The sequence below is a fragment of the Candidatus Competibacter denitrificans Run_A_D11 genome, assembly GCF_001051235.1.
Taxonomy (GTDB): Bacteria; Pseudomonadota; Gammaproteobacteria; order Competibacterales; family Competibacteraceae; genus Competibacter_A; species Competibacter_A denitrificans.
The window spans coordinates 123,455-145,247 of record NZ_CBTJ020000027.1; the positions used below are offsets into that span (position 1 = coordinate 123,455).

The window sequence follows — 21,793 nt, forward strand, 5'->3', positions numbered from 1 at the left end:
CTGTCGTCCCTTGCCACCTAGCGCGGAGATTCCTCCCATGAATCCTATTGATGACACTGCCGATCTCGGCTTTGCCAGCCGGGCGGTGCGCGCCGGCCAAGTTCGCACCCAAGAGGGCGAACACGCTGAGCCGATTTTTCTCACCTCCAGCTTTGTGTTTGCCAATGCCGCCGAAGCGGCCGCCCGCTTCAGTAGCGGCACCGGCAATATTTATTCTCGGTTCACCAACCCCACGGTGCGAGTCTTTCAGGAACGGCTGGCGGCGCTGGAGGGTGGGGAAACGTGTATCGCCACCAGTTCAGGTATGGCGGCGATTCTGGCCACCTGTATGGCCTTGCTGAAAAGCGGCGACCATATCGTATCGGCCAATGCCGTCTTTGGCACCACGGTTTCCTTATTTAATCAGTATTTAAGCAAGTTCGGCGTCGCCACCACCTATGTGCGCTTGAGCGATTTAAGGGCCTGGGAGGCTGCAATCCAGCCCAATACCCGCCTGCTTTACCTGGAAACACCCTCCAATCCGTTGATGGAATTGGCCGATATTCGTGCCCTGGCGGATCTGGCCCACACCCACGATTGCCTGCTAGTGGTCGATAATTGTTTCTGTACTCCGGCCCTGCAACTACCGTTTAGATTGGGCGCTGATCTGGTCATCCATTCGGGCACCAAATATCTGGACGGCCAGGGTCGTTGCGTCGGCGGCGCCGTTGTTGGCGACCGGCAACGGGTCGGCACCGATATCTACGGCTTTCTCCGTACCGCTGGTCCTACCCTCAGCCCGTTCAACGCCTGGGTGTTCCTCAAGGGGCTGGAAACGCTGACCTTAAGGATGCGCGCCCACAGTGAGGCGGCCCTGCAACTGGCACGCTGGCTGGAAACGCAACCCGCAGTAGCACGGGTTTATTACCCTGGCCTGGCATCCCACCCGCAACACGAGTTGGCTAAACGGCAACAGAGCGGTTTCGGCGGGATTGTTTCCTTCGATCTGCGTGGCGGGCGAGAGGCGGCTTGGACATTGATCGACGCCACACGCTTGCTTTCCATCACCGCCAATCTGGGCGACGCCAAGAGCACTATCACCCATCCAGCCACCACCACGCACGGCCGCTTGACGCCTCAGGAACGCGCGGTTGCCGGCATCGGCGAAGGGTTGGTGCGGATTTCGGCGGGGTTGGAAGATGTGGCCGATCTGCAAGCGGATCTAGAGCGCGGCTTCCGGCTGTTGGGATAAGCCGATGATCAAGGCTATCACCTTCGATTTGGACGATACGCTGTGGGACATCTGGCCGGTCGTTGAACGCGCTGAGCAGCTATTGCAGGAGTGGCTGGCGGCCCGCTATCCCCTGATCACGGAACAGTTCACCCCGCTGGAACTGCGCGGACTGTGCAGCGAAATCGCCGTAGCTTATCCCGCAATCGCCCACGACCGCACCCACTTGCGCAAGGCTGCGTTGCAACTGGCGGCAAGACGCAGCGGTTACCCGGAGTTCGACGTGGAGGCCGCTTTCGCGGTGTTTTACACCGCGCGCAACGCAGTTGAATTGTTCGCCGATGTGCGACCGGTCTTAGCACGATTGGCTCAGCGCTATACGCTGGCCTCACTATCCAACGGCAATGCAGACGTGCGTTTGATCGGCCTGGATGACGTATTTACGTTTTCACTGAACGCGGTGGATGCCGGTGCGGCAAAACCCGAACGGCAGATGTTCGAATTAGCTTGCCATCGGCTCGGCGTACCTCCGGCGCAGATTGTCCATGTTGGCGATGACCCGGAGCACGATGTACAGGGAGCCGCCAACGCCGGATTTCGCACCGTATGGCTCAATCGTACCGGCCGGGATTGGCCGGGTGGGCTGACGGCGGATGCTGAAGTGCGCGATCTGCCAGCACTGGAGACCGTGCTGGCTACCTGGGAACAATTGACCCGCTAAACCGTTGCACAGTTACCAGGGAATCGGTTGACCGTCGCGGAAAAAGCCGCCACTTGGGCCATCATCGGGTAAGGTGGCAGCCCAGACGATTCCGACAGCACCCTGTTCCACCGTCCGTTCGGCATTCGGGCCGCCTATGTCGGTGCGCACCCAACCGGGACAGACTGAATTGACCAGGATATTAGCACCTCGCGTCTCCGCCGCCAGAATGCGGGTTAGCGCGTTCAGGGCTGTCTTGGAAATCCGGTAAGCCGGCGATTTCCCTTCCATGTCGCTTAGCTGACCCATCCCGCTAGAGACGTTGACGATGCGGCCGTAGTGCTGTTGTTTCATCAGCGGCACCAACTCTTGCGCCAACAACAGCGGGCCATACAGATTGGTTTTCAGGGTGGTGGACAGTGTTTTCAGGCTGGTATTGAAGACGCTGGCTCCTCCGACGTCCTCGCTGCCATGAATATCCAGATAGACACCGGCATTGTTGACCAGGATATCGACCCGCCCGCAGCGACTGTGGATAAACGCGCCCAGGTCGGCGATGCTGGTTTCCGAAGCCACATCCAGCGGCTGAAATACGACATCCAGCCCCTCCGCCAGCAACTTCTCCATCGCTGCCTCACCCCGGCTAGGATTGCGGCAGGTCGCAATGACGCGGATATCCCGCTTAGCCAATTGCCGGACGGTTTCCAACCCTAACCCGCGATTCGATCCGGTAATAACGGCGACAGGTTTGATGCTCTTACCGTTTAACATTGTTTTACCCCCGGCTCTTACCCTGTTATTGGGTTGGCTTCAGCGGTTACTCTTGCGTATCGTAGCTGCTAATTTGATACAAACTATTGCAAATAATAATAGAGTATCCGATTGACCACAAAACATAAAGAGGCTTACTGTAAGATTCGGTGGAGTTTTAGTGAAGGACTCGATTGCAGCGAGGCGCACATGAAAGCGCTGCTACCCACTGAGCGCTTAATACAACAGACACTCCCGGCGAATTTCCGCGAATGCCGCCCGCTCTTGCCGCCATTTAGCGGCCAAATCGGCCAAATCGGCACGCCCCCCGTCTAAGGCTAAGCGCAACCCGTCATCTCCGGCTAATAAATCGATAGCCGGGATATCGGCAACGAATTCATAGGGTTTCACCCGCCAAATCAATGCCTCCGGCGCAACCCGCTTGACGCTTTGCAGAAAAGCGACGCCGACCGCATAGGAATCGAAGGAGTCGCGGTCGGTGAGATGAATCTGCACCCCGCCGCAGGTAGTATCGGCATGTTTTTGAAACTTCGGGCGAAAATACAGCGGGCGGAACCGACAACCGGGCAATTCGTGCCGAGCCAATTCAACCGCTAACTCTTCAGGATCAATGCCCGGCGCACCAGCGACCTCAAAGGGCCGACAGGTTCCACGTCCCTCGGAGAGCTGGGTAGCTTCTACCAGACACATGCCAGGGTAGACCAGTGCGGTATCAACGGTTGGCATGTTGGGCGAGGGATAAATCCAGGGTAAGCCGGTCTCTGCAAAATACATGTCCCGCCGCCAACCGCGCATCGGCAAGATCTCCAATTCACACCGTACCCCTTGCTGCTGGTAGACGTAGCGAGCGATCTCACCCGGTGTCAAGCCGTGCCGATTCGGCACCGGATACAAGCCGACGAAAGATTCAAAACCGGGTTTAATGAGATTGCCTTCCATGGTCACGCCATTGATGGGGTTAGGACGGTCGCAGACCATGACCCGTACACCAGCCTGACCCGCTGCCTCCATGCACAAAGCCATCGTCCAGACAAAGGTGTAATAGCGCGCACCGACATCCTGTAAATCGATTACCAGCGCATCAAGGCCCGCAAGCTGTTCCGGGCGCGGTTTTAAGCTCTCAGCAGTCGCGCCGTATAAGCTGTGAACTGGGACTTTTAGCCGGGGATCAAGGGTTAAATCGGCAACATCTTCCATGTCCTGCGCTTCGCCTCGCGCACCGTGTTCCGGGCCGAAAATCGCGGCGATAGACGCGCCAGCCGCTTGCAGCAGATCAAGGGCGTGACGTAGCTCGGCATCGACGCTAGCGGGATGACACACCACCCCGATCCGCGCGCCGCGTATTTTTTCAGGAAAATCATGGATCAGGGTTTGAAGGCCAGTTTGCACGCGGGACATAAAGAGACCGAGTTTTGTTGTGGTTGCTGGAAACGATAGGCGAACCATAACAACAGACCCGCCTTGCGTCCATGTCTAACGACCGCCCCCACCGTGACCAATGCCTGGTAAAAACCGTTCGAAGCGTATTGGTTCCGGTCAAAGTTCCCAACAAAGAAAGAGCGCCAGTTGCCCGCCACCCTCAACTACCCCCACAATCCCGCCCAAGCAACCCATGGATGCTCGCCATACTATGCTCATTTCCGATTCCGACCCGCGCGCATTTTTTGCCGCCGAACGCACCCTCCTGGCTTGGCTGCGAACCGGCCTCACCATCATCGCTATCGGCTTATGAGCATTGCAGATTTTTCCCTTACGACTTGCCCGGCGCTTATCCCTTTTGACATGCTCCGTTTCCGTACCGACTGGAGCAGTTTGCGATGCTGACTCGACCGTTTCCGCGCCTACGTAAAGCCTCGGTCGCACTGAGCCTGTTCGCCGTGCTACTGGTGCTGTTTGTGCTGACGCTGGCCGATTCGGCATGGCGTGTCGGCCAAATTGATCATGCCACCGACCGGGTGCTGGTACGAGAACTGGGCTTGACAGATTTAAGCTTGTTCACCGAGGCGCGTTACACCCGCCACCCCAGCCAAACCGACCGCCACACCGCTTTCCAAGATCATCCAGCGGCACTGGAGCATTTTCCGAGCGGTTCGTTCATGACACCGCCACACCTGCAACCCACACCGTGACCGGTCAGAAAAATCTATCGTGGATCGACTGCTCAAAGCACCTATAGAAAAGGGAGGTTCCCTTACCTTGACCTACCCTCAGCCTTACGTCAGCCAGCCGATAAATTCGCTAGCAGGTACTGGCCGACCAAACAAATAGCCTTGGGCCAAGTCACAACCCTGCTCGAACAAAATCGAGCGCTGCTCCTCAGTCTCCACGCCTTCCGCCACCACCACCAAATCCATGTAGTGCCCAAGCGTGACAATGGTGGCAGCCAGAGTACGATCATCGGAATCGGCCACTAAATCGCGCACGAAGCTTTGATCGATTTTAAGCGCGGTCAACGGCAAGCGCTTTAGGTAGCTCAGGCTGGAATAGCCGGTTCCGAAATCATCCAAGGCCAAGCCGACCCCCAGTTGCTCCAACGCCCGCAACGTTTCCGTGGTTTGTGAGCTAACTTCCAGTAAGGTGGATTCGGTAATTTCCAGTTCCAACAATCGCGGTGCTAACCCATACGCTTGAAGTAAGCTACCGACGCGCTCCACCAGCTTGGGCAAGCGGAAATGGCGGGCGGCTAGGTTGACCGAAACGGTTGGCACCACCCAGCCCCGCGCTTGCCAATCAGCGATCTGGCGGCATACCTCTTCCAACATCCAATCACCCAATTCGACGATGAGATCGCTGGTTTCGGCGACCGGAATAAACTGACCCGGAGGAACCAGGCCACGTTCGGGATGCTGCCAGCGCACCAGGGCTTCGGCCCCGATCACAGTCCGGTCGCTCAACCGCACTTTGGGTTGGTAGTAGGCGCGCAACTGGCCGGCGCCAATCGCCTGGCGCAAATCACGCTCCACCATCAACCGCTCCAACGTAGCCGCATTCATCTCACGGTCGTAACTCAAGCAGGCGTTGCGTCCCTGCTGTTTGACCCGATAGAGGGCGGTATCGGCATTCTTCAACAGATCGTTGAAATCGGCACCATCACGCGGATACAGCGCAATACCGATTGAGACGCTCACGTTCAAAACATGGCCGGTAACCTTATAGGGTTCACGGAACGCTGCCAACACTTTATCGGCCACCTGCAATGCGCCCTGCTGGGCGGTATCCGGCAACAACAGTACAAACTCGTCCCCACCTATCCGGCAGACCATATCGGCCGCTCGGACCAAGGCCCGCAAACGCACCGCCACCTCGGCCAACAAGGCATCGCCTTCGCTATGGCCAAGCGCATCATTGACTTCCTTAAAATGGTCAACATCAAGAAACAGTACCGCCAACTCCTGGCCGTGGCGCATGGCCAGTGCGAGCGCCCATTCTGCGCGCTGCGCCAGCAAAGCCCGGTTCGGCAATCCGGTCAACACGTCGTAATACGCCAAGTGCTCAATACGCTGCCTGGCAACTTTGATCTCAGTGATATCTTGTGCGATCCCGAACATGATCGCGTCATTCACCGGGACCAGGCTTAAGAGCGCTGTACGGCTACCGCCCGCCGGCCGACGGTATCTGACTTCACCCAACGGGAGACGCTCGGGCATTTCCTCGTTACCGAGTAAACGCTGCGATGGCTCCGTCGTCACCACATCGGCAACCGTCAACTGCACGAGATCAGCAGCCGTTCGGCCAGTTAACTCCTCCGCTGCGCGATTGGCAGCCAAATAGCGACCGCTCTGCCTATCAATTACGAAAATAGCGTCGTGGGAACGCTCGAATAGCAAGCGATACCGCTCCTCACTGGCTCTTAGCTCTCTCTCGCTCTGTTGGCTCTCCGTCACATCCTGCATGACGAAGAGAACACAAGACTCATCATTGAGCGTGATCGGGCGCACCGACATCTGGCCAATACGCACGGTGCCATCCTTGCGGCGAAAGTTGAAGAGCTGGTAGAGAACTTGTCCGTACAAGTGCAGATCGGCCACCATCCGCTCCCGATCAGCAGGCTCAGCCCACAACCCCAGTTCCAGCGTGGAATGGCCGATGGCCTCCATCCGCGAATAACCGGTCACGGCTTCAAAACCGGGGTTGACTTCCAGCAGCACTGCATCGGTCATGCGGGAAATCACCACCACGTTTGGCGTCGTTTGGAAAATCTTGGTGAATTTCTCCTCGGATTGCCGCAGCTGCCGCTCAGCCTGCTTACGCTCGGTAATGTCAATGACGACCCAACACAAAAAACTAAGGCCACCACCCTTTACAGGGCCGTTATAAACCTGGACATTACGAACCTCCCCGGAAGCCAAACGATGCTTGAATTCGCGCTCAGGCAGATCAGCAGACAGCGCCAATTGCATCCAATGGCGAATTTCCTGCTCACCGAGGGTATCAATGTCCCAAACTCGCAAGCCGGTCAGTTTTTCACGGCTATATTGGTTAGGAGTTACGCAGTTGGATCTCTAACACTCTGATTTTAAAAGAAATCGACTTGTGCGGTAGACAACCGAAATTTTCCATTAATCAATCACTTAGAATTTCAACTGCGTAACTCCTAATTGGTAAAACTCGCAGGCAGCGGGATTGGCTTGGACGATACAGCCGGATTCCGGATCGATCAGCAATTTGATCGCCCTGTGGCTTTCGAACATAGCCCAATCAAGCGCGGAAAAAGGTAAGCTTAGGCTTTTCAGATCGTGCCGCATCAATGGACAATCCGTTAATATTTGAGAAAATTTTTCTAAAAATTTAAAAACCAGGAAAGCAAAATACCGCTTATGGTGCAAGCATTCTCACTAGACCCACAACCGAATGAGCGCCCTCTTGGAAAGCGCCAAAAGCCTGATGGTTCACTCGTGTTCTTTAAAGATTATTTTTTAATTTACCGTGATAAGAACCAAACTGAGCGAGGCTTTCATTTCACTGGCTCAATCTAACATCAATTATAGTCTTGGTTTAAATACTCAGCTAACCAAGGAAACACTTTGCCAACGCACCGGCGAACTCTGTGTCATGCGTGCTTACTTCGAACGTCAGCAATACTTGATTGACTACGCGCTCGCAGCGCTACTGCGGCGTAAGGCTCGTAATCTGGGCCTGCTGCTGGTTTATACCCTGTTGGTGTTCCTGTTCGCGTCGGTGCTGCTGCTGAGCCAAGGCTTACGGCGGGAAGCAGCAATTCTCTTGCAAGATGCGCCAGAAATGATCGTGCAACGGTTGGTGGCCGGCCGACACGATGTGCTGCCGGCGGTGGAACTCGAAACGCTGCGGCGGATTCGCGGGGTGGGTGAGGTGCGAGGCCGCTTGTGGGGTTACTACTACGATCCGGTGACTAAGGCCAACTATACGGTGATGGCAGCACCGGAGCGGAACCTGTCCAACGACCGTATGCTGATTGGCATAGCCCTGTCCCGCGTCCGTCAGGTTGGCGTCGGCGATGTGCTGAGTTTGCGCGCGGCCGATGGCACACCAGCGCTGTTCAGAATAGCTGGCGTGCTGGAATCCACATCGGAACTCTTGAGCGCGGACCTGGTGCTGGTATCGGCAGCAGCTTTCCGCACTTTGTTTCAAATGCCGCCGGACCAGTACACCGATGCAACGCTCACTGTACGCAATCCCCGTGAAGCCAGTCTGATCGCACAAAAAATCAGCCTTGCTCTGCCTGCCAGTCGCCCGCTCTTGCGCACCGAAATCCTAAGAACTTACCACGCCGTCTTCGACTGGCGGGAAGGCATCACGTTTCTTTGCCTGGCGCCCTTGCTGCTGGCGTTTCTCGTTTTGGCTTGGGACAAAGCGGCGGGCCTTAGTCCTGAAGAAAAACGCGAAATAGGCATTCTCAAAGCCATCGGCTGGGAAACCGGCGACATTTTGCGCATGAAGCTATGGGAAAGCGCTCTGCTGTCACTGACCGCCTTTTTAATTGGTTATCTGCTGGCCTGGTGGCAAGTCTTCTATGCGGGCGGTCGCCTATTCACGCCTGTACTGAAAGGCTGGTCGGTCCTTTATCCTGATTTCCGTTTAACCCCAGCGGTCGGCTTAGCGCAAATTTTGGTGCTGTTGGCAGTGACCACGCTGCCTTATATGGTCGCTACGCTGATTCCTGGTTGGCGAGCCGCCATCACCGATCCCGATGCGGCCATGCGCGGATGATCGAACTACACACGGTCAGCAAGATCTTCAATCAAGGACTGCCGAACGAATGCCGCGCACTGCGCGAAGTCAGTGTGCGGCTGGAACGGGGCGGCATCACCGTTTTCAAAGGCCCTAGCGGTTCGGGTAAAACCACCTTGCTGGCCCTGGTAGGCTGTTTGGCACGTCCGACCAGTGGGCGGATTACCCTCAATGGCCGATTGTTATCCAACTTGCCGGAACGATTCCTGACCGATATCCGGCGCCACACGTTCGGTTTCGTCTTCCAGCAATTCAACCTGATTCGCGGTTTGACGGTCCTGGACAACGTGATGCTGCCTGCCTATCCGCTGGGGCGGTCTCATCCCGAACTAAAGAGCGCCGCCTGTGAGCTGCTGGAGCGCTTCGGCTTAGGCGGCAAAGCGCTTAACAGAGTGGAATGGCTATCCGGCGGCGAGGCGCAACGGGTCGCACTCGCGCGCGCGCTGATCAATGATCCGGCGGTAGTGATTGCCGATGAACCCACCGCCAATCTTGACAGCGCCCTCTCGCGTGAGGTTTTGGCATTGCTTGGCGATTTGGCTACGCAAGGACGGACGGTACTGATCAGCAGCCATGATCCGCTGATCATTGAAGCAACGCTCGTCAATCGGGTCATCGAATTGCATGATGGCCAAATTCTGGGCGCTGCGCTTGCAGTTGCATGACTGTAGAAACCTATCAAACCCTTTCAACTACATGAATAATAAAATAATTTATGGCACCCATTAGGCACTTTTTCAGGCCATGCCGACTGTTAGGTTTTTTCCTCCTAGCCCATGCTGCCAATCCAGTCATCGCTGAATCCACGTCCACGACCTCCCCAGCACCTACCCGTAGTACTCCACCGCTCACCCCAATAACGACCACCCCCAGCGTTCCACCCGAATCGACAGCAAAAACCGGTTCTCCGAAACCGGCTAGCGTTCCGGCAAATCCATTGCAGGGTCGTCAACCATCCAAGCCAGTGCCCGGCCCCACCAACGATAAGCCGATCAAGCCACCCGCCATTGACCGCATACCTCAAACATCCGCCAGTCTGCCAAAAACTGAACTACCCGCACGGCTAATAGGCTCAATCCGGCAGGTTAAGCCCTATCAGTCACAAAAATTGGTGGCGCTGACCTTCGATCTTTGCGAAGGTGCCAACGAAAAAGCCGGCTATGATGCTCAGTTGGTCAACTATTTACGAACGCAGCAAGTTCGAGCGACGTTCTTCGCTGGTGGCAAATGGATGCGCTCCCATCCCGACAAGACGCTGGCCCTTATGGCCGATCCGCTCTTTGAGATCGGCAACCACACCTGGACACACGGTAATTTGCGGGTGTTACGCGGTGCAGTGGTTTACGACCAAATCAATCGGGCGCAGACGGAATACCAGAGCTTCCGCACGCAATTGTTCAACTCGGCTTATGCGCGCACGCCCGATGCAAAGGTGCTGGCTCATATTCCGGCTGCATTGAGCCTATTCCGTTTTCCCTATGGAGCGTGCAGCACGGAATCACTGGCGGCGGTTAACAAGATGGGGCTGGCTGCCATTCAGTGGAGTATCGTGACTGGCGATCCGGCCAAAGGCCAGACCGCCGATAGGATTTCCCGTGCCATTCTCCAGCAAATCCAGCCAGGTTCAATTATCGTGGCTCATGCGAATGGACGCGGTTGGCACACAGCGGCAGCCTTGCCCGCAGTGGTCACAGAACTGCGCAAGCGCGGCTATGAGTTTGTTACAGTCAGCGAATTGCTCGGTCGTGGCGAGGTGGTCGCCGCCGATTCCTGCTATGAAACCAAGCCTGGCGACAATGCAAAATATGACCGCTTATCCAAGACAAATCCCAAACGATGAAAACTGATTTCTTCCAAGAATCTTATGGCCTGGCCGGCTGCTCCTTGGTACGCCTGTGCGAGGCAGACGCCAGCGTGATCGCTGGCCAGTTAGCCGCCATGAACCCTTGGCAGGCTTTGAATTACTCGGCCGCTCAGTTGGAAAACTATCTTTTAGCGCCCGACTCGGCACTAAACCGTTATACCGTTAGGGTCGATGGGACCATCGTCGGTATTGTGGCGGTGCGCTATCCGTGGCTCAAAGGCCCTTATCTAGAACTGATCGGCCTGTTTCCAGCCGTGCAACGACAGGGCTTAGGTACGGCCATTATGACGTGGTTCGAGAACGTCGCTCAGCCTGCGGCAACCAACTTATGGGTTTTAGTCTCTTCCTTCAACGAACCGGCGCAGCGTTTTTATCGCCGCTATGGCTTTACGGAAATCGGGCGGATCGATGCGCTGGTTTACCCGCACAGCACGGAGCTGCTATTGCGCAAAGTCGTTCGGGCTACTGGTTAACGCGGCCAGTCTCCATAGACTCAATAGCGACATCGACCATGCTTATCACTCCGGCCATCATCGCCCTGCATCTAATCACCGCCGGCGTCACCGGCACCGTGGTGCTGGCCGGTGGCTTTGCAGTGCAGATTCTGCGGTCTTGGGACATCCATAGCGGCAGCGAATTGCAAATCCGGCTGGAACGGCAAACCTATTTAATTTCGACGCTGCTTGGCTTCGCGCTGTGCGCGGAACTGCTGTCACTGGTCCTTTTTGTCCACACAGCGGAAAACCTATCCAGTCAGTTCGTCGGTGCGATGTGCGCCACCGGAGTGTTGAATGTCAATGCGTTCGGCTTCCCAAGCTTGCTCTTAAAAATTGCGGTTTTCTTTCTGGCCGCATTGTGGTTACTGCTAAACGGAGTTGACCAGCGCGGATATGATTATCCGCTGGTGCGTCTGAAATATTGGCTGCTATTGGCCATCGCACCGCTAACCGTCGCGGAGGCAATGGCACAAACGGTTTATTTCCTCCGTCTGGAACCGGAGGTCATCACCTCCTGCTGTGGCTCGCTGTTCGGGGGTCAGCAAGGCGTAGCGGCGGAACTGGCCAGCTTGCCGGCAAAGCCGACTATCATCCTGTTTTATACAATGGGCGGGGCTATGCTGGTTTTGGGGTGGGCGTTTCGACGCGGATTAGCCTTAGGGCTGCTGTTTGCAGCCGGAAACGTGTTGCTCTTCGGTGTCGCTCTGGCGGCCATCATCGGGTTTCTGTCGTTGTACGTGTACGAAAATCCGCACCATCATTGCCCATTCTGCTTGCTGAAAGCTGGCTACGATTATCTGGGATACGCCCTTTATCTGGCGTTATTTGCCGCCGTCGCCAGCGGATTGGGAGCGGGACTGCTGGCGCCATTCCGCCATATCCCTAGCCTGCAAGCGGTGATTCCCGTGACGATCCAACGCTTGACATGGACGACGCTTAGCGGCCTTGGGCTATTCTACGCGCTGGCCACTTGGCTGATTTTGCGGTCGAATCTGGTCTTGCTCGGCTGATCGCTCCGCCATCACACTTCTGCCGGCTAACCGGCTTGCTACTGCCTCATCTGGAGTTTTTAACCTGACTAACCCGCCTGTATCCTGGCTGCTGATTCTGGGTGCGCTGATCGCTTTCGCGCCGATGTCGATTGATATGTATCTGCCTAGCCTGCCAACCATCGCTGCTGATTTTGGCGTCGAGCCGGCTGCTGCGCAATGGACATTGGCCAGCTTCTTCATTGGTATGGCGTTTGGGCAAGCGGTTTATGGTCCGCTGGCCGACCGCTATGGCCGGAAGCCGCCGTTGTATGGGGGCTTGCTGGTGTATATCGTCGCCTCGCTGGGTTGCGCTCTGGCTCCCAACGCTACAGCGCTAATAGCGGCCCGCTTCGTACAAGCTGTGGGCGGCTGCGCGGGCATCGTCATCGCGCGGGCGGTAGTGCGAGATCGGTTTGATGCGCAAACGTCGGCGCGCGTCTATTCGCTACTGATGCTAGTGATGGGGTTGGCACCGATTCTCGCGCCACTTTTAGGAGGCTGGGTTCTGGCCTTTGCCGGCTGGCGAACGATTTTCATAATCCTGGCGCTGTTTGGGCTTAGCTGCCTGTTCACCGTTTGGCGCTATCTCCCTGAAACTCGTCCGCCGGCTGCTCTATCGACTGGCGGTATTGGCCCAACCTTGCGAGTCTATGCGGGTTTATTAGGCGACCGCGCTTTTTTGGGCTATGTGTTGAGCGGCGGTTTCGCGCAAGCCGGTATGTTCGCTTATATCACCGGCTCACCACACGTCTTTATCGAGCTGTATAAGGTGCCGGCGCACGCCTATGGTTGGCTCTTTGGGTTGAATGCGCTGGGATTGATTGCCAGCTCGCAAATCAATCGCCGGCTCTTATTACGCTACACAGCCGAAACGATCCTGCGGCGAGCCAATCGGGCGACGGTGTTGCTGGGGCTTGCCTTAATCCTGGTTGCCACCGGTGACTGGGGGGGATTACCGGCTTTAGCGATTTGCTTATTCGGCTATCTCGCCAGTCTCGGCTTTACTGCACCGAACGCACTGGCGCTGGCGCTGGCGCAGCAAGGGCCACGCGCCGGGAGTGCTTCGGCGTTGATCGGCACCTTGCAATTTGGCTTAGCCACAGTGTCGAGCATGATGGTTGGGCTGCTCGGCGCGGACTCCGCCCTGCCGATGGCGGGTGTCATCGCCAGTTGCGGTCTGCTCGCTTATCTCATCCATCGGGCGTGGGTTGGCGATGAAAAAGAATAAGCTTCACAAGCTTGGCCCCGCCTAATGCCATGAAAAATCATCGAAATAACTTGGATCGACGCGATAACCCATGAACCGTCAACCCCCCTACTCCCTCCTGTTGCTCGCCTTATGGGTCGGGCCAGCTTGCGCCGCTAATAAGTGTATCGAGATCAATGGTCGGATCTTCTATCAGGCCGCGCCTTGCCCACCAGGTGCTCATGGCGGCGACATGAGCCTGAATATCAATCGGCCGGTCACTGGGGGCGTTAAACAACCGATCCTGCCGCCACCCATGCCTTTGCTACCAGAAGACAAACCCATGGCGGCGGCAGAACCTGTAGAACCGGAAACAGCGGATGGGACCGCAGATAAGCCCAAATCCATCACCTTGGACGATACCGCTTCGCCGCCTAAAAAAAATTCACCGCCCAAAAAAGACCAGAGTGATCTTAATCAAAGCGGCCGGGAAGACGAGGAACAATCCGCAGTCCATAGCCCGGAAAATCGCCAATGAGACTGACCGAGCGCTTGCCACCTGGACGATTTGGCGCTACTCGCGTCATCTCCTGACCCTCAAGTTTTCCAGGGAATCGCGCGGATCATTGAACCGCACGACCCCATGACAGGCAATTCTACCCGCTCGATCCGCAGTCCGAGATTAACTAGACGCCGGGCATTGGATCACTTTGAACACCACCCGCCGATCCAGCGCATCCTTGACATCATCGGTTCCGGTTCCAATCAAATTTTCTTTCGAACCCACGCCGTTAGCGATGGTGCGTCCGCGCAAGGCCGCTGCGTTACGCTCTAATTTTGTCTTGACCGATTCAGCGCGCAGCAGAGACAACCGCTCGTTGACCGGCTCAGGACCTGTGCGACTGCTATGACCCACGACTTCCAGACAGCCCTGGTTCCGGGCGGTACGGCCGGCGATCTGATTCAGCCAAATCGGATATTGTCCAGAAATGTCCCGATCTGCCAAAAAATCTGTTGAACCCGGCTTAAACAAAAGCTTGACCGCAAGGCGCTTGTTAGCCAAACCATAATCAACGATCTTGCCAAACGCCTGGGTCGCACCGGTACGCTGCCCCAGCTTCCAACTGGTGAGATATAAACCGTTATAGACGCGCAACTGCTCCCCTTCGGGGGAGCGTAACGCGCCCTGATACAGTTCTAACGCTTTCCGGTATTGCCGGTTGTTATAGGCATCGATAGCCTCACTCACCACTGCGGCCGTCAGGATGCGATCCGCGTAAGCCGGATTGATCGGATCACCGGATTTGGTGCCCTGGCAGCTTTTGATATAGCCCTCGGTCGCTTGATCTAAAGCCCAGGCGGGACTGTCCTTAAAATACGCGGTCGGCGTGATATTGACGCCTTCGGGCTTGGCTCGTGCAACGCCCTTCGAGACGATTTTGCCGGACTTGAGATCGGCCAACGCCAAACAAATCCGGTACGCTTCCCGCACACCTTCAGTTTTGCCTTCCTGGTTTACTCCGGTGAAAGTACCGACCAGCACGATGGGTGATTTGGCAACCGTCTGCGCTGAGAAAGGCTGTACCGTAAATTGTGGGTACTTGCTTTTTACCAGTTCGACTAACCGCGCCTCGATGGAACGGGTTGCAACCGATTGCTCGCCCGACATCCCATCAATCAGTGGGTCAATCACTAAAATGTGCTTTGCCGACCCGCCAGCACCGGCATCAGGCGCTGGCGCACGGCTAAACAAATCGTTGGCGGCCTTGAGCACCGCTTCATCAAAAGGAATCGGTTGCACCGGTGGTGCGGCCGCCTGATTTTGATCGGTGCCAAGCAAGGCGCATCCCCATAACGAGGCTGCGAGCGTTACCGCACCCAGGCAAGTAATCAATGGTAAATGGCTGTTTTGACGCATGTCATCTGCACTCCTTCTGTTCAATAGCGGATAAGGGTTCACCAAGCTGCGCTTTGAGCAAGGCTTCTCGACAATTGGCACTCGGTCCACGCGCGCGTGGCTGCTCGGCACGATATGGCTTAGGTTTAGCTGTTTTCGGTGTGGGGGTTAGCTCGGATTTCAACACAGCGGCTGGAGGCGGTTTGCCTCGGCCATCGGCACCATCCGGGGCACGTTTGCCGGGCGTATTTCGCACCGCCTGGCGCTTGGTATCTTCAGCGTTTGGGCGCTTTCTGTTCTCGCCGACCGAACGGCGCTGCTGCTGAGCATTGTCGTCGATCAACTGCGGCACGGTATTTGCCACATGTTCCCGCTTCGCCTGCAAGGCTTGTTGCAGAGTAGCCTGCCGGGGATGGTTTGGGGTGATTGGCAATAATTGCGCCAAATAATCCTCAGCCTGCTTGAAATCGGCCCGCTCAATGGCCGAACTCGCTAAATCTGCATAACCGTCAGCAATTTTCGCCAACTGGCTACGCATTGCAGGATTGTCGGGCGCTAATGCCATAATGGGCCGATAACAGGCCAGGATGGTTTCAGCCCGCTTGTTCTCCAGACGATCCGGCGGAAAAGATGCCGCACACTCCCGTAGCAACCCACTGACCCGGTTAGCAGTTTCGCTAGCTGCCTTAGCCTGATCGCGCAAGGCCAACAAATCGGGCTGCTTTGCATCCAAGCTTAGCCCCTCTTCAACCCGCTGCAAGGCTTCAGTGAATGCCTCCTGGCGGATAGACTCGCGCGCTTGGCCCACCAATTGGGCAATTCGTCGTTGCCCCTCGGACTGATTTTCGATCAGTGCCCGCAAGGCAAGCAACTCGGTATGCGTAGGCTGCTCTCGCAAACCTTGCTCCACCAAATTCAAGCTACTGGCCAGATCACCGGCTTGCCGGCGCGTCCTGGCTTGGCTCAGCAAATCATCTGCCCGCTGCTGCCGCGCAGCTATTTCTGCTTGCTCGGTTGGCACCACAACCGGTTCCACGACCTCGACTTTGGCTGCTTGCCCTGGGAGCGGGCGGAAAGCGGTCCAATAAACGGCACCGCTCACGCCAAGCGCCAACAACGCCAATCCGCCGATCCAAACCCCTGTGCTTGGGTGGAAAGACTTTAGCGATTGACTGATCTGCGCTGTGTCCATTAGGGCAACGAAAGCCGACCGGGTTCCGATCCGATCAAGTGCCTCAATGACCTGTTCAGCAGTGGCAAAACGGTCTTTAGGGTTTTTGGCCAGCAATTTCTGTAATACGGCTTGCAACTGGCTAAAGCCGGCGGGCAGGCGTGGGACGGGCTGCGTGCAGTGCATCATGGCGATGCTGTTGATGCTCTCGGCCCGAAATGGGGGGTGCTTGGCGAGCATTTCGTAGAGGACGATACCCAAACTGTACAGATCGGCGCGGCTATCCAGCTTCTTGCCCATGATCTGTTCTGGACTCATATAAACCGGACTGCCCACGGTAAAACCGGGCACGGTCAATTGGGTATCGTCGGTATCCACCAGCTTGGCGATACCGAAGTCACTGAGAACCGGGGTACCGTCGTGACGGAAAAGGACATTCTGTGGCTTGATGTCCCGGTGAATAACTCCCCGTTTATGCGCATAGGCCAACGCTGTTGCAATCGATTTGGTCAGCTCCACGGCACGCTCTAGACTCAATCCTTGTTGGATCTGCTCCGCCAGCGTTCCTCCGGGCAGAAACTCCATGGAAAAATAGTTATAGGTCTCCTGGGCGCCAAAGTCGTAGATTGTGATGATCTGGGGATGTTGGAGTTGGGCGATAATGCGCCCTTCTTTCAAGAAACGCTCGGCAAAATTTTCAGACGACCGCGCCGACCGCATCACTTTCAGGGCCACTTCCCGACCGAGCGACTCTTGAACCGCCAAATAGACCGAGGCCATGCCGCCTTCGCCGATCTTCTTGACAATCGTATAACCTGGAATTTTCATAGCCCGATCAATCGCTCATCCTACCCCTGTTCGTTTCGACCACCATCGCCAGGACGCTACCTCACCATGCTCGCTCGCTTTGGACAAGGGCCTATAGCCCTTAATCCGGTTGACGAGGACGACCGGCCAGCAACCAAAGCCACGAGATAAGCTGCAAAACTAGGGCCAATCCAAAGGCCAGTTGATAACCGCTTGCGGCGTATCCCCCACCTGCCATCGGCCAGCGGTTGATCATGACCCCCATACTCCATTGGGCAGCAAACGCTAGCACGAAGACTAGCAAATTCAGCGCCGTGTTGACCCGACCGGCCAGATCGGGCGGAAAGGCCTGCGACAGAATGGCATAATTCAAAACCCCGCTCGTACCGAAAAACCCGAAGAGCACCCACACCATTGGCGAACCAAAACCGCACAACACAGCCAATTGAATGAGCATGAACAGCGCCATTCCTGCCGCTGCCACCGCTATCGGTGGTATACCCCACCGTGTCAATCGATAGGCTAATTGGCCGAGGCCCAGAAACCCGCCCACCATCGCCGCTGCGGTCCAAAATAGATAATCAGCGGCAACGGTCTTAGGCAACCCCGCCACGTCGCGCAACCACGGGCCTGCCCAAAGGCTCTGAATCGCCAAAAACGACGCTTGCGACACAACACTGCTGGGGGCCAGCCACCAAAACACCCGGCTGCGAAAAATATCCGCTACACCCTGCCATTGCCCTCGCCAATTGCCTCCCACACCGCTGCCGCCCCGCTCCGGCACGACAAGCAGCAAAGCCAGTGCGATCAACACGCTCAAGCCGGCCAAGCCGGCGAACAATCCACGCCAATCTAACAACCGCAAGGCAAATTCAACCGGCGCCGTCGCAACTAACGCCCCCAAGCCACCGGCGGCCAACACCCAACCGTTGGCGACTGGCAGTCGCTCGGCCGGGAACCAGAGGACGAACGCTTTAAAACTGGCCATCAAGCAAGCCGATACTCCCAGCCCGATCAAGCCTCGACCGATGATCAGCCCCGTCGCATCGCCGCTGCTGGCAAATACGCCGGCGCCAGCCGCTGCGAACAATAACAATACCGCTTCCACCCGCCGTGGCCCAAACCGATCCAGCAATACCCCCAGCGGTAGCTGAAAAGCGGCGAAGGTCAGGAAATAAACGCTGGTCAGCAGGCCAAGATCCGTGGCATCCAGCCGCAGTTCAGCGGTCAGGTAAGGGGACAGGACCGCGTTGATGGTTCTATAGAGATAGGACAGAAAATAACCGGCGGCAAAGGGTAAAAAGATCCGCCATACCACCATCGCCCGCGACAAGGCTACCCCATGAGTCATCGCTAGGCGGCCCTCCGCGCGGTTAGCCGGTAGGCTTTTTCCAGCAACCAGGTGAGGCCCCGCTCACGCCAGCGCGATTCCTCCGCGAGCGCGTCGCGCGTACCGAGTAGTTCAACCTCATGCATCGGTTCATACAAGGCCCGTACTTCCAACTCGCTGACCGCAAACGGCGGTCCAGCCAGCATGGCTTGGTCATACTCTAACGTCACCAACAAGCTACGGGTATGGGCTGGCAAAATGGCGTCCAGGTGTCGCGTGTAGCGCTCGCGCATTGGCGGCGGCAGCGCGATCAACGCCGCGCGGTCGTAAACACCGGCCACCTCGGCCAAATGACCAGGTTCCAGTGCGAAAAAATCACCCAGCAGGATTTTCAGCTCATCCTGTTGCCAAATTTCAAAGGCTCCTTCCCACCGGCGGTGCGGTTGCAAGCCGTTTTCCCGAAAGAACGCCTCGGTAGCGATGGGACTGATCTCTACCCCAGTGACTGGATACCCTTCCCCTGCCAACCAGAGTAAATCCCGACTTTTACCGCACAGTGGGACGAATATCCGCTGACCCGGCGGCAATTCCAGCCGGTTCCAAAGCTGCTGGAGATGGGCATTGATTTCTTGCTGGTGAAAGCCGATTTCCGCCCGCTCCCAGCGCTGATGCCAAAAATCCAGTTTCACATCATCACCCTCTGTTAGGACCCAGAAAGGTATCCGGTAAGCACCAACCCCGCCACCACCACTCCCAACCCCGTGCCGCCAAGGCCCCGCTCCAACCGGATACCAGCGGCAATGTTAATACACTCCAAGGTTGGCCCTCGGCATCACGCAGAGCAATCCGGTTCTCCGGTGGAGAACTCTCTGTCAAACAGACCTCCCAGGCGCGCGCTCCACCGGCTAATCCACGCCCTGAAGCCTTTGTACTGGCCTCCTTGCGAGTCCAGCACGCGAAAAATCGCTGCTTTTGCCAAGCGACTGGGTAGCTCTTGAATTGGGCGATTTCGCGCGGAGTACAGACCCGCTCAATGAGCGCCGCAAACTCCAGATCCCGTTCATGCGTTTCGAGGTCAACGCCAACATCCCTGCGAGATATGGCGTATAACACGCCCGCACCACTGTGCGAAACATTGAACTGCAAACCGACCGCCGCCTCAGGACCCGCCAAACACGGCTTACCGTGCGAACCCGTTTCCAGTCGCAACAACCCTGGTAAGCGTTCCAGATAGACCCCCAACAAGGCCCGCAGCAGACCTCGGCCGGCGATAAACCGGTCTCGGTGTACCGGAAAGCGAAAAGCGGCCGCACGCTGCCGCTCGTCCTCAGCCAGCATTGCCGCCAATTCGGCAAGATGTTCGGGCGACCGCGTTAAATTCGCGCCCCAAACCTGGATCTCGTTTTCAGCTGGCAAAACTGTGGGAGCGCCGCTCGGCCAGAGCCAGGCGTTGACGTTCTTAACGACATCGCTCATTGCATCTACCGCTTCCATAATCAGCTCAAGCCGCACGCGCGGCGGGACATTTGATTTTTTTGGCGGCGGGCAAAACGGTCTGCCGATGCTAACAAGAGTACCTTACACTGGGGGCTTTCTATGCTTTCCACCCCAAGCGCCCCCAGGGCTGGAACCGGTTTCCTACCCCTTCGTACCAGCGAGCCATCAAACGCCATCATGAGCCATCTTACTGAAATTAAGGTACGAGGCTATCACCTCGACTTATACCGTCACGTCAACAATGCGCGCTACCTGGAATTTTTGGAAGAAGCGCGCTGGAGCCTGTTGGAAAGTAGGGCAACTCTGGATTATCTACAGAGCAACGGCTATGCCTTCGTGGTTGTCAACATCAATATCAACTACCGCCGCGCCGCGTCCATGGAGGACATACTGGCAATCTTCACCTCGGTAGAATCCATCGGCAACCGAAGTTGCAGGATGCGACAACAGGTTACGCTCAAGGCTAGCGACACGGTGATCGCCGATGCGGATGTGACTTTTGTGATCGTCGATACTCGTACCGAAAAAGCGGCTCCGCTGGAAGGCGAATTGCGGGCCATGCTGGAGCGCATGATGAATTAGTCAATCGCGCGCTTCGGCCTTGCCGATAAGGCGGCGCAGGATATCTACCGGGTCTCCCAACGCCACGCATGATCGACAAGGGTCGCCAAATCTGCGTACTGAGGCGTCCAGCCTAGTTCGGTTCGCGCACGCCGCGAATCGGCCACCAGCCGAGCCGGATCGCCTGGCCGGCGTTCACCACGCATCACGACAATCTCGCGGCCCGTCACGGTACGAGCCACATCGATCACCTCTTGCACCGAAAACCCGTTCCCGTTCCCCAAATTGAAAGCACCTCCACCGCCACCCTGCCATAGCCGCTGTAAGGCTAGCCAATGAGCCTCACACAAGTCTGCTACATGGATGTAATCGCGGATGCAAGTACCATCGGGGGTATCGTAATCGGCTCCGAATACCGTGATATGGGGCCGACGCCCGGACGCCGCTTGCAGCACCAGCGGAATCAGGTGCGTCTCCGGTTCATGACGCTCACCCAACTCCCCCTCTGGATCAGCGCCAGCCGCGTTAAAGTAACGTAGTCGAACTGCTTGCAACCCATAGGCGACTTCATAATCCTCCAGCATCTGCTCGACCATCCATTTACCGCGTCCGTATGGATTGATTGGGTTTTTAGGGTGTTCCTCGTCGATGGGCACTCGAACCGGCTCGCCAAAAATCGCGGCGGTTGACGAAAAGATGAAGTGATTGACCTTATGCGCCACCATGGCATCCAGTAAGCACTGCGTTTTGAACACGTTATTGCGGTAGTACTTGGCCGGATCACGCACGGATTCACCGACCTGAATGTGGGAGGCGAAATGCATTACCCCGTCAAAGTGGTTCGCTCCGAAGATTTTATCCAATAAGGATAGGTCTCCCAGATCACCCAGCACGAACCGCTCGGCCAAGACTGCATCGCGATAACCGGCTGACAAATCATCAAGGACGGTCACTTCGCAACCGCGACGGCACAACAACTTAACCATGTGGGAGCCGATGTAACCTGCTCCCCCGACGATGAGTACCTGCATGAAGGCGGTCGATTCTATATTTAGAGGCGA

The 21,793-nt window shown here is 56.7% G+C and carries 21 protein-coding genes and 2 pseudogenes; 12 read left to right on the forward strand and 11 right to left on the reverse strand.

From position 1 onward, the window contains the following. The first annotated feature begins 37 nt into the window (after positions 1-37). Together BN873_RS05435 and BN873_RS05440 are read left to right on the forward strand one after the other, a co-directional pair. Entirely contained in the window at positions 38-1,231 is a 1,194-nt protein-coding gene (locus BN873_RS05435) for an O-succinylhomoserine sulfhydrylase (protein ID WP_048671440.1), read from the forward strand. A 4-nt stretch (positions 1,232-1,235) separates the two neighbouring features. After that, on the forward strand, positions 1,236-1,931 hold the full coding sequence (locus BN873_RS05440) for an HAD family hydrolase (protein WP_048671442.1): 696 nt from the start codon (positions 1,236-1,238) through the stop codon (positions 1,929-1,931). Positions 1,932-1,943: 12 nt separating this feature from the next. On the opposite strand, the gene BN873_RS05445 is transcribed toward BN873_RS05440, so the two are convergent. After that, positions 1,944-2,681: an SDR family oxidoreductase gene (locus tag BN873_RS05445; protein WP_048671446.1), complete on the reverse strand. Its 738-nt coding sequence runs from the start codon at positions 2,679-2,681 to the stop codon at positions 1,944-1,946. A 216-nt stretch (positions 2,682-2,897) separates the two neighbouring features. Further along, positions 2,898-4,079: an exo-beta-N-acetylmuramidase NamZ family protein gene (locus BN873_RS05450; protein ID WP_048671450.1), complete on the reverse strand. Its 1,182-nt coding sequence runs from the start codon at positions 4,077-4,079 to the stop codon at positions 2,898-2,900. A gap of 214 nt (positions 4,080-4,293) precedes the next feature. On the opposite strand from BN873_RS05450, the pseudogene BN873_RS19345 reads away from it, so the two are divergent. Continuing rightward, positions 4,294-4,407 (forward strand): annotated as a pseudogene (locus tag BN873_RS19345) (DUF202 domain-containing protein); the annotation flags it as partial. Positions 4,408-4,498: 91 nt separating this feature from the next. Beyond that, on the forward strand, positions 4,499-4,810 hold the full coding sequence (locus BN873_RS05455) for a hypothetical protein (protein WP_048671453.1): 312 nt from the start codon (positions 4,499-4,501) through the stop codon (positions 4,808-4,810). Positions 4,811-4,894: 84 nt separating this feature from the next. On the opposite strand, the gene BN873_RS21125 is transcribed toward BN873_RS05455, so the two are convergent. The 3 genes and pseudogenes from BN873_RS21125 to BN873_RS20325 form a co-directional block, all read right to left on the reverse strand. After that, positions 4,895-5,674: a putative bifunctional diguanylate cyclase/phosphodiesterase gene (locus BN873_RS21125; protein WP_320411702.1), complete on the reverse strand. Its 780-nt coding sequence runs from the start codon at positions 5,672-5,674 to the stop codon at positions 4,895-4,897. A gap of 30 nt (positions 5,675-5,704) precedes the next feature. Further along, positions 5,705-7,144: pseudogene (locus BN873_RS21130) on the reverse strand (diguanylate cyclase domain-containing protein); the annotation flags it as partial. A gap of 108 nt (positions 7,145-7,252) precedes the next feature. After that, positions 7,253-7,426 carry a hypothetical protein gene (locus tag BN873_RS20325; protein ID WP_171820416.1) on the reverse strand — a complete coding sequence of 58 codons (174 nt, stop codon included), beginning with the start codon at positions 7,424-7,426 and terminating at the stop codon, positions 7,253-7,255. Positions 7,427-7,733: 307 nt separating this feature from the next. On the opposite strand from BN873_RS20325, the gene BN873_RS05470 reads away from it, so the two are divergent. From BN873_RS05470 to BN873_RS05500, 7 genes are all read left to right on the forward strand, one after another. After that, positions 7,734-8,870 (forward strand): ABC transporter permease, encoded by a 1,137-nt coding sequence (locus BN873_RS05470; protein WP_048671460.1) that lies wholly within the window; start codon positions 7,734-7,736, stop codon positions 8,868-8,870. After that, positions 8,867-9,556, forward strand: coding sequence for an ABC transporter ATP-binding protein (locus BN873_RS05475; RefSeq protein ID WP_048671463.1), 690 nt, complete (start codon positions 8,867-8,869; stop codon positions 9,554-9,556). Before BN873_RS05470 ends, BN873_RS05475 begins: the two co-directional genes overlap by 4 nt. Before the next feature lie 50 nt (positions 9,557-9,606). Next, entirely contained in the window at positions 9,607-10,731 is a 1,125-nt protein-coding gene (locus BN873_RS05480) for a polysaccharide deacetylase family protein (RefSeq protein WP_082161104.1), read from the forward strand. Next, complete coding sequence (locus tag BN873_RS05485) at positions 10,728-11,228, forward strand: GNAT family N-acetyltransferase (protein ID WP_048671467.1); 501 nt, start codon at positions 10,728-10,730, stop codon at positions 11,226-11,228. Before BN873_RS05480 ends, BN873_RS05485 begins: the two co-directional genes overlap by 4 nt. Positions 11,229-11,266: 38 nt before the next feature. Further along, positions 11,267-12,262, forward strand: coding sequence for a hypothetical protein (locus tag BN873_RS05490; RefSeq protein WP_048671469.1), 996 nt, complete (start codon positions 11,267-11,269; stop codon positions 12,260-12,262). 94 nt (positions 12,263-12,356) lie between these two features. Continuing rightward, the gene (locus BN873_RS05495) at positions 12,357-13,511 is read left to right on the forward strand and encodes a Bcr/CflA family multidrug efflux MFS transporter (RefSeq protein WP_320411703.1); all 1,155 of its coding nucleotides are present in this window, start codon (positions 12,357-12,359) and stop codon (positions 13,509-13,511) included. 70 nt (positions 13,512-13,581) lie between these two features. Further along, a complete protein-coding gene (locus BN873_RS05500) occupies positions 13,582-14,007 on the forward strand; it encodes a hypothetical protein (protein ID WP_048671474.1) in 426 nt (141 codons plus the stop codon). A gap of 144 nt (positions 14,008-14,151) precedes the next feature. Here the strand turns inward: BN873_RS05500 and BN873_RS05505 are convergent, their stop codons facing one another. The 5 genes from BN873_RS05505 to BN873_RS05525 all read right to left on the reverse strand — a co-directional run bounded on the left by BN873_RS05505 (position 14,152) and on the right by BN873_RS05525 (position 20,168). Next, entirely contained in the window at positions 14,152-15,387 is a 1,236-nt protein-coding gene (locus BN873_RS05505) for an OmpA family protein (protein WP_071244014.1), read from the reverse strand. A gap of 1 nt (position 15,388) precedes the next feature. Then, positions 15,389-17,365 (reverse strand): protein kinase domain-containing protein, encoded by a 1,977-nt coding sequence (locus tag BN873_RS05510; protein WP_048671475.1) that lies wholly within the window; start codon positions 17,363-17,365, stop codon positions 15,389-15,391. Between the two features lie 100 nt (positions 17,366-17,465). After that, positions 17,466-18,695 carry an MFS transporter gene (locus BN873_RS05515; protein ID WP_082161106.1) on the reverse strand — a complete coding sequence of 410 codons (1,230 nt, stop codon included), beginning with the start codon at positions 18,693-18,695 and terminating at the stop codon, positions 17,466-17,468. Between the two features lie 2 nt (positions 18,696-18,697). Continuing rightward, on the reverse strand, positions 18,698-19,363 hold the full coding sequence (locus BN873_RS05520) for a thiopurine S-methyltransferase (protein ID WP_048671478.1): 666 nt from the start codon (positions 19,361-19,363) through the stop codon (positions 18,698-18,700). A gap of 4 nt (positions 19,364-19,367) precedes the next feature. Continuing rightward, positions 19,368-20,168 (reverse strand): 4'-phosphopantetheinyl transferase family protein, encoded by an 801-nt coding sequence (locus BN873_RS05525; protein ID WP_048671480.1) that lies wholly within the window; start codon positions 20,166-20,168, stop codon positions 19,368-19,370. Positions 20,169-20,348: 180 nt separating this feature from the next. Between BN873_RS05525 and BN873_RS05530 the strand changes: the two genes are divergently transcribed. After that, positions 20,349-20,753 carry an acyl-CoA thioesterase gene (locus BN873_RS05530; protein ID WP_048671483.1) on the forward strand — a complete coding sequence of 135 codons (405 nt, stop codon included), beginning with the start codon at positions 20,349-20,351 and terminating at the stop codon, positions 20,751-20,753. Between the two features lie 44 nt (positions 20,754-20,797). On the opposite strand, the gene galE is transcribed toward BN873_RS05530, so the two are convergent. Continuing rightward, on the reverse strand, positions 20,798-21,763 hold the full coding sequence (gene galE, locus BN873_RS05535; protein ID WP_082161107.1) for a UDP-glucose 4-epimerase GalE: 966 nt from the start codon (positions 21,761-21,763) through the stop codon (positions 20,798-20,800). Between the last annotated feature and the right edge of the window lie 30 nt (positions 21,764-21,793).

What these genes read in the sequence shown, in the direction of transcription:
- BN873_RS05435 (WP_048671440.1), top strand. Translation starts at nt 38, where the DNA reads ATGAATCCTATTGATGACACTGCCGATCTCGGCTTTGCCAGCCGGGCG.
- BN873_RS05440 (WP_048671442.1), top strand. Translation starts at nt 1,236, where the DNA reads ATGATCAAGGCTATCACCTTCGATTTGGACGATACGCTGTGGGACATC.
- BN873_RS05445 (WP_048671446.1), bottom strand. Translation starts at nt 2,681, where the DNA reads ATGTTAAACGGTAAGAGCATCAAACCTGTCGCCGTTATTACCGGATCG.
- BN873_RS05450 (WP_048671450.1), bottom strand. Translation starts at nt 4,079, where the DNA reads ATGTCCCGCGTGCAAACTGGCCTTCAAACCCTGATCCATGATTTTCCT.
- BN873_RS05455 (WP_048671453.1), top strand. Translation starts at nt 4,499, where the DNA reads ATGCTGACTCGACCGTTTCCGCGCCTACGTAAAGCCTCGGTCGCACTG.
- BN873_RS21125 (WP_320411702.1), bottom strand. Translation starts at nt 5,674, where the DNA reads ATGAATGCGGCTACGTTGGAGCGGTTGATGGTGGAGCGTGATTTGCGC.
- BN873_RS20325 (WP_171820416.1), bottom strand. Translation starts at nt 7,426, where the DNA reads ATGCGGCACGATCTGAAAAGCCTAAGCTTACCTTTTTCCGCGCTTGAT.
- BN873_RS05470 (WP_048671460.1), top strand. Translation starts at nt 7,734, where the DNA reads ATGCGTGCTTACTTCGAACGTCAGCAATACTTGATTGACTACGCGCTC.
- BN873_RS05475 (WP_048671463.1), top strand. Translation starts at nt 8,867, where the DNA reads ATGATCGAACTACACACGGTCAGCAAGATCTTCAATCAAGGACTGCCG.
- BN873_RS05480 (WP_082161104.1), top strand. Translation starts at nt 9,607, where the DNA reads ATGGCACCCATTAGGCACTTTTTCAGGCCATGCCGACTGTTAGGTTTT.
- BN873_RS05485 (WP_048671467.1), top strand. Translation starts at nt 10,728, where the DNA reads ATGAAAACTGATTTCTTCCAAGAATCTTATGGCCTGGCCGGCTGCTCC.
- BN873_RS05490 (WP_048671469.1), top strand. Translation starts at nt 11,267, where the DNA reads ATGCTTATCACTCCGGCCATCATCGCCCTGCATCTAATCACCGCCGGC.
- BN873_RS05500 (WP_048671474.1), top strand. Translation starts at nt 13,582, where the DNA reads ATGAACCGTCAACCCCCCTACTCCCTCCTGTTGCTCGCCTTATGGGTC.
- BN873_RS05505 (WP_071244014.1), bottom strand. Translation starts at nt 15,387, where the DNA reads ATGCGTCAAAACAGCCATTTACCATTGATTACTTGCCTGGGTGCGGTA.
- BN873_RS05510 (WP_048671475.1), bottom strand. Translation starts at nt 17,365, where the DNA reads ATGAAAATTCCAGGTTATACGATTGTCAAGAAGATCGGCGAAGGCGGC.
- BN873_RS05515 (WP_082161106.1), bottom strand. Translation starts at nt 18,695, where the DNA reads ATGACTCATGGGGTAGCCTTGTCGCGGGCGATGGTGGTATGGCGGATC.
- BN873_RS05525 (WP_048671480.1), bottom strand. Translation starts at nt 20,168, where the DNA reads ATGGAAGCGGTAGATGCAATGAGCGATGTCGTTAAGAACGTCAACGCC.
- BN873_RS05530 (WP_048671483.1), top strand. Translation starts at nt 20,349, where the DNA reads ATGAGCCATCTTACTGAAATTAAGGTACGAGGCTATCACCTCGACTTA.
- galE (WP_082161107.1), bottom strand. Translation starts at nt 21,763, where the DNA reads ATGCAGGTACTCATCGTCGGGGGAGCAGGTTACATCGGCTCCCACATG.